The organism is Pseudomonas sp. SR18 (assembly GCF_023701505.1).
Lineage (GTDB): Bacteria > Pseudomonadota > Gammaproteobacteria > Pseudomonadales > Pseudomonadaceae > Aquipseudomonas > Aquipseudomonas cyclaminis.
Map to the genome: position 1 here is coordinate 285,319 of NZ_JAMQAU010000002.1, position 11,816 is coordinate 297,134.

The 11,816-nt window shown below is 60.9% G+C and carries 9 protein-coding genes; 4 read left to right on the plus strand and 5 right to left on the minus strand.

All coding sequences use genetic code 11. The features are described 5' to 3' along the window. The first annotated feature begins 55 nt into the window (after positions 1-55). The 3 genes from NDJ82_RS05160 (at position 56) to NDJ82_RS05170 (ending at position 3,100) form a co-directional block, all read left to right on the plus strand. A complete protein-coding gene (locus NDJ82_RS05160) occupies positions 56-877 on the plus strand; it encodes an ABC transporter substrate-binding protein (RefSeq protein WP_112192792.1) in 822 nt (273 codons plus the stop codon). Next, positions 874-1,644, plus strand: a complete 771-nt coding sequence (locus NDJ82_RS05165) for an amino acid ABC transporter permease (RefSeq protein ID WP_099586074.1) — start codon at positions 874-876, stop codon at positions 1,642-1,644. Before NDJ82_RS05160 ends, NDJ82_RS05165 begins: the two co-directional genes overlap by 4 nt. Before the next feature lie 145 nt (positions 1,645-1,789). Then, positions 1,790-3,100 carry an autotransporter outer membrane beta-barrel domain-containing protein gene (locus tag NDJ82_RS05170; protein ID WP_250925037.1) on the plus strand — a complete coding sequence of 437 codons (1,311 nt, stop codon included), beginning with the start codon at positions 1,790-1,792 and terminating at the stop codon, positions 3,098-3,100. Positions 3,101-3,184: 84 nt separating this feature from the next. Here the strand turns inward: NDJ82_RS05170 and oadA are convergent, their stop codons facing one another. After that, positions 3,185-4,993: a sodium-extruding oxaloacetate decarboxylase subunit alpha gene (gene oadA / locus NDJ82_RS05175; RefSeq protein ID WP_099586076.1), complete on the minus strand. Its 1,809-nt coding sequence runs from the start codon at positions 4,991-4,993 to the stop codon at positions 3,185-3,187. An 11-nt stretch (positions 4,994-5,004) separates the two neighbouring features. Then, complete coding sequence (locus tag NDJ82_RS05180) at positions 5,005-6,420, minus strand: acetyl-CoA carboxylase biotin carboxylase subunit (RefSeq protein ID WP_003213442.1); 1,416 nt, start codon at positions 6,418-6,420, stop codon at positions 5,005-5,007. Between the two features lie 195 nt (positions 6,421-6,615). Here NDJ82_RS05180 and NDJ82_RS05185 point away from each other — a divergent pair, with 195 nt between their 5' ends. Then, positions 6,616-7,590, plus strand: coding sequence for a LysR family transcriptional regulator (locus NDJ82_RS05185; protein ID WP_099586077.1), 975 nt, complete (start codon positions 6,616-6,618; stop codon positions 7,588-7,590). On the opposite strand, the gene NDJ82_RS05190 is transcribed toward NDJ82_RS05185, so the two are convergent. From NDJ82_RS05190 to NDJ82_RS05200, 3 genes are all read right to left on the minus strand, one after another. Continuing rightward, the gene (locus NDJ82_RS05190) at positions 7,520-7,717 is read right to left on the minus strand and encodes a PA3496 family putative envelope integrity protein (RefSeq protein ID WP_099586078.1); all 198 of its coding nucleotides are present in this window, start codon (positions 7,715-7,717) and stop codon (positions 7,520-7,522) included. The genes NDJ82_RS05185 and NDJ82_RS05190 overlap by 71 nt on opposite strands. Before the next feature lie 148 nt (positions 7,718-7,865). Further along, on the minus strand, positions 7,866-8,732 hold the full coding sequence (gene hexR / locus NDJ82_RS05195) for a transcriptional regulator HexR (RefSeq protein WP_003177007.1): 867 nt from the start codon (positions 8,730-8,732) through the stop codon (positions 7,866-7,868). Between the two features lie 161 nt (positions 8,733-8,893). Continuing rightward, complete coding sequence (locus NDJ82_RS05200) at positions 8,894-11,767, minus strand: EAL domain-containing protein (RefSeq protein WP_250925038.1); 2,874 nt, start codon at positions 11,765-11,767, stop codon at positions 8,894-8,896. Positions 11,768-11,816: the final 49 nt, after the last annotated feature.

Genomic DNA, 11,816 nt, shown 5'->3' on the forward strand with positions numbered 1-11,816 from the left:
TATTTAATACGTTCACTCCGGTTCGTACCAACTCTTTTTTCTAAAGGTGTCCTTCGTGAAACTTAAACCCCTGCTGGCCCTGGGCCTGATGATACTGGCTGCCTCGACCCAAGCCTTCGGCGGGGCCACGCTGGAGCGGATTGAACAGAAAAAAGAGCTGGTGGGCGTGCTGATGGAAAGCTATCCACCGTTCTCGTTCCTCAATGACCAGAACCAACTCGACGGCTTCGACGTCGATGTGGCCAAGGCCGTGGCACAAAAGTTGGGTGTAAAGCTGCGCCTGGAAACGCCGTCCTGGGACGTTATCGCCGCCGGTCGCTGGAGCGGGCGCTACGATATCTGCATCTGCTCGATGACCCCGAGCAAGGCCCGCGCCGAAGTGTTTGATTTCCCGGTGGAGTACTACGCTTCCCCGGCCGTGATCGTGGTCAATGCCAAGGATGACCGCATCCACGCCGCCAAGGATCTGAGCGGCAAGAAAGTCGGCCTCACCAGCGCCTCCAGCTATGAGAGCTACCTGAACAAGAATCTGGTGATCGAAGGCGCCGAAGACACGCAGTTGCAGTACCCATTCGAGAACGTGCAGATCGCCCCGTACGACACCGATAACGTCGCCTTCCAGGACCTCGGCCTGGGTGCCGGCGTGCGCCTGGATGCGATCCTCACCAACCTGGTCACCGCCCAACCGCGCCTGACCCAGGACAAGCGCTTCAAGCTGGCTGGCGAACCGCTGTACTCGGAGCCCAACTCAGTGGCCATCGAAAAAGGCGACGCCGCGTGGGACAGCAAAGTGCGTGAGGTGTTTGCCCAGCTCAAGCAGGACGGCACCTTGAGCAAGCTGTCGCAAAAATGGATCGGCGCTGATATCAGCCGATGAGTTTTCGCACGCGGCTTTACCTGACCTGGGCGGCGCTGTTCGCCCTGTTTGCCAGTTTCTTCCTGAGCTTTGACCTGAAGTTCTCGATCATTCTCGACAAGCTGCCGAACCTGGTCGGCCTGCATCTGGCGCCCAATGGCTTCCTGCAGGGCGCGGCGTTGACGCTGTTCCTGTGCCTGTGTTCGATTCTGGTGTCGTCGGCGCTGGGTTTCGTCACGGCGCTGGGGCGCCTGTCCCGCAGTGCGGTGGCGTTCGGCATCGCGACCTTCTACGCCTCATTTTTTCGCGGTACGCCGCTGCTGATCCAAATCCTGCTGATCTACCTGGGCCTGCCGCAACTGGGCTTGGTACCTGGGGCGATTACGGCCGGGATCATTGCGCTGTCGCTGAACTATGGCGCCTACCTGAGCGAAATCTTCCGCGCCGGCATCCTCGGCGTGCCCCACGGCCAACGCGAAGCCGCCCTCGCGCTGGGCATGCGCGACAACGCGATCTTTTGGCACGTCACCCTGCCCCAAGCCATGCGTACCATCGTTCCGCCGGCCACCAACCAGTTCATTTCGATGCTCAAGGACTCGTCCCTGATCTCGGTGATGGGCGTGTGGGAGGTGATGTTCCTGGCGCAATCCTATGGCCGTTCGAGCTATCGCTACATCGAGATGCTCACCACCGCGGCGATCATCTATTGGGTGATGTCCCTAGGGCTGGAGCTGATCCAGGCGCGGATGGAGCGTCACTATGGCAAGGGTTACGTTCGGCGTCGGTAAACCGCCGCCATCCGCCCTATCGCCCAGCGTTTCAAATCGCAGCAGACGAGAGACATCTCCCGCAAACCAGTGGCTGCAGGCCTGACATTTATCCTCCCCGTACCTCGCTAAATTCCCCGCCTCATATATCAAGAGGTGGGTTTACATGCGGTTCTTACAGAAACAATTCGCGCTGGCCATGACCCTGGTGCTGGGGGCCGTCGGCGCTCAAAACGCACAGGCACGCGGCGACATGGAGCCCGACAGCGAATGGCTCGACCAGCTCGTGGCAGGCAACCAAAAAGCTTATCCAGAGCCTGCCATTCCAGCGCCCGAAGACGCCTACCTCGCCGACCACGCCACCAGTCGAAACGGCCTGAGTGTCGCCCGCATGCTGGACTCCGCAGTCCATGACCTGCTGGCGTCGGACGAACTGGGTTATTGGACGAAATACGAACTGGAGGATTACCTCCAGTACTTGGGCAGCCTGGAGCCGGGCCGGCTAGGTGCCGTGCTGGAACAAGTGGCCGGTAGCCAAAACGCCAACCTGGGCACCGCCACCCAAAACAGCATGAAACAGCTGAATGCCAGCCTGCATTCGGCAATACGCCAGTTGGATAACGACACCGGCGAGACGGGCCGCGTTTGGGTCCAAGGCCTGGGCAACAGCGGCAGGCTCGATGGGCAACACGGCAGCGCCGGTTTGAAACAACGCAGCCAAGGTCTGTTGCTGGGGGCCGACTGGTCAATCGACCCGGCGTGGCGGATCGGCGTGGTGGGTGGCAAGTCTGGCAGTGAACTGAGCGCCAAGCGTTTCAAGGGCGAATTGGACAGCTGGCACATGGGCGCCTATGCGGTGCGCCAGGACGGGCCGCTGGCGTTGCGCCTGGGTGCGCTTTACAGCAGTCATGCCGGTCGAAACAAACGCGGTGTCGACTTTGACTTCATCGATTATCGCGAGCACCTCACGGGCAAGTACAAAGCCCAGAGCCAAAACGCGTTCACCGAAATGGGTTACCAGTTGGACACGGGCGGCTTGCGCGTCGAGCCCTTTGCCGGTTTGGGTTTCCAGCGTTATCAGCGCGACCGGTTCCAGGAGAAAGGTGGCTACAGTGCCCTGAACGTCGGAACACAAACCCAGCAAAACCTCAGCAGCACCTTCGGCCTGCGCCTGGCCCGCGACTTCAGGCTGGACAACCAGATGACCCTCAAACCGCACCTGAGCACCCAGTGGAAACACCTGTATGGCACCGTCGACAGCCGTGTGCGCCAGTCCTTCGCCGGGGAAAGACGCGAAGACTTCAGCAGCGACTTCACCATCGACGGCACCTCCCTGGACCGCAACAGCCTGGCGATGCGTACTGGCCTGGACATGGCGCTGTCAGCCGAACATAGCGTGGGCCTCACCTATTCCGCCGAGTTCGGCAGCAACAGCCGCAACCAGGGGCTGATGGGCCAATGGGCGATGACGTTCTAAGACGCACAATCGCCTGATCTTCAGGCGAAAAAAAAGGGGGGCACATGCCCCCCCGAGGATTAAGCGGTAGTGTCGAAGGCTGTATCAGCCTTCGATTTCAATCAGGATTTCGCCAGGGTTCACCCGGTCGCCCTTGGCCACATGAACGGCGGTTACCTTGCCGGCAATCGATGCCTGCACTTCGGTTTCCATCTTCATGGCTTCGGTGATCAACACAGCCTGACCGGCCTTGACCACGTCGCCTTCCTTGACCAGCACGTCGACGATATTGCCCGGCATCGCCGTGCTGACATGGCCCGGCTCGCTGGCCTGCTTGCGCTTGCTGCTGCCGCCGCCGACAAATTCGTTGAGCGGTTCGAACACCACTTCTTCCGGCATGCCGTCGATGGACAGGTAGAAATGACGCTTGCCTTCGGCTTTCACGCCGACACCGGTAATGTCCACGCGGTAGCTTTCGCCGTGCACATCAATGACGAACTCGGTCGGCACACCTTCACCACCGGCACGGGCTACGCCGCCGGCTTCAGGGATCGGCAGCAGCACTTCGGGGGCCAAGGTGCCGGCATCGCGCTCTTCGAGGAACTTGCGCCCGATATCCGGGAACATCGCGTAGGTCAGCACGTCTTCTTCGGACTTGGCCAGTGCGCCGATTTCACCGCGCAGCTTGGTCATTTCCGGCTTGAGCAGGTCGGCCGGGCGCACGTCGATCACTTCTTCGCTGCCGATGGCCTGGCGACGCAGCTTCTCGTTAACGGTGCCCGGCGCTTTGCCGTAGCCGCCTTGCAGGTAGAGCTTCACTTCGTTGGTGATGGTCTTGTAGCGCTCACCGGCCAGCACGTTGAAGAACGCCTGGGTGCCGACGATCTGCGACGTTGGCGTCACCAGCGGCGGGAAGCCGAGGTCTTCACGCACACGCGGGATTTCGGCCAGCACTTCGCTCATACGGTTGAGGGCGCCCTGCTCTTTCAACTGGTTGGCCAGGTTGGAGATCATCCCGCCCGGTACCTGGTTGACTTGCACACGGGTGTCGACCGCGGTGAATTCACTTTCGAACTGGTGGTACTTTTTGCGCACGGCATAGAAGTACAGGCCGATCTCTTGCAGCAGCTCCAGGTCGAGGCCGGTGTCGAATTCGCTGCCTTTAAGGGCGGCGACCATCGACTCGGTACCCGGGTGGCTGGTGCCCCAGGCGAAGCTGGAGATGGCGGTGTCGATATGGTCGGCACCGTTTTCGATGGCCTTGAGTTGGCACATCGCAGCCAGGCCGGCGGTGTCGTGGGAGTGGATGAAGATCGGCAGGTTCTGCTCGGCCTTCAGCGCCTTGACCAATTCGCCGGTGGCGTACGGCGTCAGCAGGCCGGCCATGTCCTTGATCGCGATCGAGTCGCACCCCATGGATTCCAACTGCTTGGCCTGGGCCACAAACGCATCGATGGTGTGCACCGGGCTGGTGGTGTAGGCAATGGTGCCCTGGGCATGTTTGCCGGCGGCTTTCACCGCTTCGATGGCCACGCGCAGGTTCCGCACGTCGTTCATCGCATCGAAGATGCGGAACACGTCGATGCCATTCACGGCGGCTTTGGCGACGAAGGCCTTGACCACATCGTCGCTGTAGTGGCGGTAGCCCAGCAGGTTCTGGCCACGCAGCAGCATTTGCAGGCGGGTGTTAGGCAACGCGGCGCGCAGTTGGCGCAGGCGCTCCCACGGGTCCTCTTTCAAAAAGCGTACGCAGGCGTCGAAGGTCGCGCCGCCCCAGACTTCCAGGGACCAGTAGCCGACTTTGTCGAGCTTGTCGCAGATCGGCAGCATGTCGTCAGTGCGCATGCGGGTCGCCAGCAACGATTGATGGGCGTCGCGCAGGATGGTGTCGGTGACAAAGATTTTCTTGGACATTGTTGTATTCCTCACAGGCCTGCGTGGGCGGCGATGGCGGCGGCGATGGCCAGGGCCAGCTCTTCGGGTTTGCGCTTGATCGAGTAGTTGGTCAGCTCAGGGTGGCTTTCCACAAAGCTGGTGTTGAACTGGCCGCTGCGGAATTCCGGGTTGCGCAGAATTTCCTGGTAGTAGGCGGCGGTGGTCTTCACGCCTTGCAGGCGCATGTCGTCCAGGGCACGCAGGCCGCGGTCCATGGCTTCTTCCCAAGTCAACGCCCACACCACCAATTTGAGGCACATGGAATCGTAGAACGGCGGGATGGTGTAGCCGGTGTAGATCGCCGTGTCGGTGCGCACGCCGGGGCCGCCGGGCGCGTAATAACGGGTGATCTTGCCGAAGCTGGGGAGGAAGTTGTTCTTCGGGTCTTCGGCGTTGATACGGAACTGCAACGCAAAGCCACGGTGCTGGATGTCTTCCTGCTTCACCGACAGCGGCAGGCCCGAGGCAATGCGGATCTGCTCACGAACGATGTCGATCCCTGTGATTTCCTCAGTGATGGTGTGTTCCACCTGCACCCGGGTGTTCATCTCCATGAAGTACACCTCGCCCTCGGCGAGCAGGAACTCCACGGTACCGGCGTTCTCGTAGCCCACGGCCTTGGCGGCACGCACCGACAGGTCGCCGATGTAGGCGCGCTGTTCAGGGGTCAACTGTGGGCTTGGGGCAATTTCGATAAGCTTCTGGTTGCGGCGCTGGATCGAGCAATCACGCTCGAACAGGTGCACCACGTTGCCAAAGCTGTCACCGAGGATCTGCGCCTCGATGTGCTTGGGATTGACGATGCATTTTTCCAGGAACACTTCCGCCGAACCAAAGGCCTTGGTGGCTTCGGAGATAACGCGGGGGAAGGCTTGTTCAAGTTCTTCGCGACTGTTGCAACGGCGAATCCCGCGACCGCCACCACCGGAAGTGGCCTTGAGCATCACCGGGTAACCAATGCGGTCGCCTTCGGTGAGGGCTTCGGCGATGTCGGCGACGTTGCCTTCGGTACCCGGAGTCACCGGTACACCGGCCTTGATCATGCTGCGGCGCGCTTCGGTCTTGTCGCCCATGCGGCGGATCACTTCAGCGGACGGGCCGATGAACTTGATCCCACGTTCGGCGCAGATGTCTGCCAGTTCGGCGTTTTCCGACAGGAAGCCGTAGCCGGGGTGCAGCGCATCACAACCGGTTTCCACGGCCAGGTTCACCAGCTTGCGCGGGTTCAGGTAACCGGCTAGAGGCTCGGCACCGATGCTGTGGGCTTCGTCGGCACGTTTAACGTGCAACGCGTGGCGGTCGGCGTCGGAATAGACCGCAACCGAGCGAATGCCCATCTCGGCGCAGGCACGCACGATGCGTACGGCAATTTCACCACGGTTGGCGATCAGGATCTTTTTTATCACTTGGAAATTCCCTTGAGCCGATTGCTGCGTTCTTCGACCCGCTGGAGCCGGGTCGGCGCGTGACTAAATGTTTCATGACAGTCGCAAGACACACACTAAGCCCCAACAGGGATTAACAAAAATCAATAATTATTGGGTTGTGTATAAGTAAAGACTTATAGTCAGCGCATCACGGCCGGGATGGGTATTTGAATTATGCGTAAGTCATTGATGCGTATGACATTGCGTCAATTGCAGGTTTTCAATGAAGTGTGCGATTTGCGTTCATACAGCCGCGCCGCCGAGGAAATGTCCCTCACGCAACCAGCCGTGAGCCTGCAAATTCGGCAGCTGGAGGAGCTGATCGGCCAGCCGTTGTTCGATTATGTCGGCAAAAAACTCTACATGACCGAGGCCGCTGAAGCGCTGCAACGGGCCAGCCGCGACATTTTCGGGCGCCTGGAAAACCTCGATATGCAGCTGTCGGACATGCAAGGTTCACTGCAAGGCCAACTGAAGCTCGCGATTGAGTCCAGCGCCAAGTACTTCGTGCCGCATCTGTTTGCCGCGTTCAAGCGCCAGCATCCAGAAGTGCAACTGCACCTGACGGTGGTCAACCGCGCCCAGGTGATCCGGCGGCTTTCCGACAACCGCGACGACCTGGTGATCATGTCCATGGTGCCCCAGGACATGGGCCTGGAATTCCTGCCGTTTCTCAACAACCCGATTGTCGCGGTGGCACTGCCGGATCATCCCTTGAGCCTGCAAGGACCGTTGCGTCTGCAAGACCTGGAACCCTACACCCTGCTCATCCGTGAACCGGGCTCCGGCACGCGAATGGCCTGCGAGGAATACTTCAAGGAGAAACGTGTGCACTTCACCCAGACGGTGGAAGTGGCCTCGGCCGAGGCTCAGCGCGAATGCGTCTGCGCAGGCCTGGGTGTGGCCTTGCTGACGCGGCATGCGGTGAATATGGAACTGGCCACCGGCGGGCTCAAGGAGCTGCCGGTGGAGGAGCTGCCGCTGTACCGCAGCTGGTGCCTGGTGCAGGCCAAGGCCAAGCGCCTGTCACCGGTGGCCCATGCGTTCCTGGGCTTTATCCGCAGCGAGCGGGTGCAGATCAGCGCGCTGGCTGAACGCTTCGCTGGGCAGCCGCGGGTGCCTGCCAGTGGAGTTCCGGGTAATCACTGATGCTCTGGAGCAGTTGGCGCTCCTGGCAACGGTCTTCAATTGCGCGACGGAACGCCATGCGGCGCTGGTCTTCCTGCTGACGACGGGTTTTTACGGCGCTGTTGCTGTCTTCGTAGGGACGGGCCATTTGGAATCTCCCAATGCGAGTACGGGAGTTCAGAATGGCGTTGGCGGATGACGTGGCGATGACAACCTGATGAAGATTCTGGATACACAGGAGATGCCAATGTGGGAGGGGGCAAACCCCCTCCCACATTTGGATCTGTGTACAGTTTTTAGTCGTCGAGGGCTTTGACGGACTTGGGCGACAACCGCAGGCTGCGCAAGCTGCGCTTCACACTCTTGAGGTGGTTGACCAGGCTCGGCCCGCGCGCCATGGCCACGCCCATCGCCAGCACGTCGATCACTACCAGGTGGGCAATGCGCGAGGTCAGCGGGGTGTAGATTTCGGTGTCTTCATGCACGTCAATCGCCAGGTTGACCGTGGACAGTTCGGCCAATGGTGTCTGGCTCGGGCACAAGGTGATCAACGATGCGCCGCTTTCACGCACCAGGTTGGCGGTGATCAGCAGGTCTTTGGAACGGCCGGACTGGGAAATACAGATCGCTACGTCGGTCGGCTTCAAGGTCACCGCCGACATCGCCTGCATGTGCGGGTCGCTGTAGGCCGCCGCCGTCAGCAGCAAGCGAAAGAATTTGTGCTGGGCATCTGCCGCCACCGCGCCGGACGCACCAAAACCGTAGAACTCCACACGCTGGGCCTGGGACATGGCCGTCACAGCCTTTTGCAGCTCCACCGGGTCGAGTTTCTCACGCACTTCCATGAGGGTGTGCAAGGTGGTGTCGAAGATCTTGAGGCTGTAGTCGGCGACGGAGTCGTCTTCGTGAATCGCAAACTGCCCGAAGCTGGCACCGGCGGCCAGGCTCTGGGCCAGCTTGAGTTTCAAGTCCTGGAACCCGGAGCAACCGATGGCCCGGCAGAAGCGCACGATGGTCGGTTCGCTGATACCCACGCTGTGGGCCAGGTCGGCCATGGAACTGTGCATCACAGCCGCAGGGTCAAGCAGCACGTGATCGGCAACCTTGAGTTCCGATTTGCGTAACAGGTGGCGCGACTGGGCGATATGTTGCAACAGGTTCAAAGGACGGACTCTTGTTATTGGCAGGGCCAGGGGATGTAGCAAGCTTGTAGTTATACTACAAGAATTGTCGTTTTGCCCGTCCGACGCATCACTAAATTGCCCTGGCCCCCTGATATTCAAAGGCTAGGAGCTTTGTAGCCACTCGGGCGCCCTTGGCGTCGCTAAGGAAAATCTGCATTTTTCCATAACAAATCTGCCAGCCCGTCAGCCTGCATGGGGCGGCTGATCAAATAGCCCTGCACTTCGTCACAACGCTCCGCCCGCAGGAAATCCAACTGCTGCTGATCTTCCACGCCTTCGGCCACGACCTTGAGTGCCAAGCCGTGGGCCATGGCGATGATGGCTCGGGTGATGGCTGCATCCTCGCGCCCTTGCCCAAGCCCACGAATAAAGGTCTGGTCGATCTTTACGTAGTCCACAGGGATGCGCTTGAGGTAGCTGAGGGACGAATAACCCGTGCCAAAGTCGTCGATGGCCAGCTTCACCCCCAGGTCCCGCAGCTGCTGGAAGGTGGCGATGATGTGTTCGACGCTGTCGAGCAGTTGGCTCTCGGTCAGTTCCAGCTCCAGGTATTGCGGGTCCAGGCCGGTTTCTTCCAGCACCTGACGCACCAGGCTGACCAGCTTGCCCTGGCGTAACTGGTGCACCGACAGGTTCACCGACACCCGAATCGGCGCCAACCCCTGGCGCTGCCATTCACAGGCTTGCCAACAAGCCTGGCGCAACACGAATTCGCCCAGCGGCACGATCAGGCCCGTTTCTTCGGCCAGGCCGATAAAGTCGCAGGGCGGCACCATCCCCCACTGCGGGTGCTCCCAACGAACCAACGCCTCGGCAGCGTTCAGCCTGCCCGTGACCAAGCACAGCTTCGGTTGGTAGAACACCGAAAGCTGGCGCTCATCAATGGCTTTACGCAGATGGTTTTCCAACTGCAGACGCTCTAGGGTGCTGGCTTGCAGGCTGTCGGTGTAGAACTGGAAGTTGTTGCCGCCCAAGTGCTTGGCGTGTTGCATGGCCATGTTTGATTGGCTGACCAGCTCGGAAATTTCCCGCGCATTTTCGGGCAGGAGGCTGACGCCCATTGAGGCACTGACCACCAACTCATGCCCCTCCACCGTCACGGGTACCCGCAGCTTGGCCAGCAGCCGCGTGGCTACCCGCGCCAGGCTCGACAGGCTGCCGTAGGCGTCGAACAACACGGCAAATTCATCGCCGGACAGGCGTGCAATGGTGTCGGCTTCGGGCAAGGCATTGATCAACCGGCGCGCCATTTTTTGCAGCAACTGGTCCGCCACTTCATGGCCCAGGCTGTCATTGAGCAGCTTGAAGCGATCCAGATTGATATGCAGCAGCGCCAGGCTGCGCCCGCCCTGGCGCACGCGCTGGTGGGCTTCGCGCAAGCGTTCGCGGAACAGCGAGCGGTTCGCCAACCCGGTCAACTCGTCGTAATGGGTGAGGTAGCGCATGCGCTCCTCGGACTCGCGCCGCGCCGACAGATCAGCGAAGAAGCCCACGATATGACTGACGTTTCCGCGAACATCGCGCACCACATTCAGTTGCAGCCACTGCGGATAAAGCTCGCCGTTCTTGCGTGTTTCCACCAGTTCGCCCTGCCAGGTGCCGTGGCTGAGCAAGGCTTGGCGGATCACCGGGAAGTGACGCCGGGCATCGCGGCTGCTGGGTAGCTCTACCACGTTGCGACCGAGCATGTCGTCGATGTCAAAGCCGGTGACGCGACTGAAGGCCTGGTTGACCGCGATCAGCGCGTAATTCGGATCGAGGATCACGATGCCTTCGCTGGCGGCTTCAAATACGGTCGAGGCCAGCCGTTGTTGTTCTTCAAGGGCCTTGCCGGCGCTGATGTCACGCCGCGTGCCGAGCATTCGAATCACGCGCCCACTGGGCGCACGCTCCACCGCGCGGCCACGGTCTTCGATCCACACCCAGTGCCCATCGCCATGGCGCACGCGGTATTCCACCTGGTAATCCTCGGTGCGCCCCTTGAGGTGTTCCACCAGCGCACGCTTGAGCAGCGGCAAGTCATCCGGGTGCAGGCGCGGCTTGAGGTGGCCGAGCATGGCCGTGACGTACTCCGGCTCCAGGCCGAACAACTCTTTAAGCTGGGTGTGGTGGACTTCGTCGGTTTGCAGGTTCCAGTCCCACAGGCCGAGTTCGCTGGCTTGCAGGGCCATGGCCAGGCGCGCTTCGCTCTTATTCAGCGCAAGGCTGGCGACGTCCAGTTCCTGGCTGCGTTGCGCCACGCGGTCCTGCAGGCCGATCTGAGCTTCACGAAGCTCCTGCTCGACCTGACGACGCTGCTCGACTTCACGCACCAAGTCCTGATTCAACTGCTCGCTGCGCTGCTGCGCCTGCTGGAGATGCGCGATCAAGGCCTGGTTCTGGAAACGCCGCAGGAGTTCACGCTGGATCAGGCGGTTGACCTGCCAGGCCACCAGGTTCAGCGACACCAACAGGATCAGGCCGAGTACACCCCAACCTTGTTGCTGCGGGCTGCCATCCCACAACAAGTAGACAATGGACGGCACCAGGCAGGGCACGGCGAAGGATAGAAACGCCGGCAGGCTCACGGCGTAGGCCACGCTGGCCGACAACGTCGCAGCGCCGATCAGGCCGAACACCCAGGCTTGCTGCATGAAGCTGTTCACCGGTGCCAGGGCGATGGCCGCAGTTGCCAGCGTCAGGCCACTGACCGCCGAGCCGAGCATGAACATGCGCCGCCAGATTGGCTGGGCCTGACGGCTGGGCATGGCTGAATCAAAGGCCGCCACCTGGATAACGCGCATGGCCACCAGGGCCAGTAGCCAGACCAACCAGATGCTGTCCAACAGGTATTGCTTGGGATTCCACAGCAGCCAGGCGCAGACCAGGCCGTTCACCAACATTAATAGGGTCGGCAGCAGCGAGCCCTGATACAGCAGGCGCGTGCGCTCAACCGCCATCTCAGTGGCGTAATGTTTGCGGATAACCTGCGCGGGCGCCATCGAGGGGCCAAGCAGGTCGGTGCTGAGGGTCATAGGCAATGTTCTTATAATGGTGAGCCCGAAACGTCGACGGAGCATACAC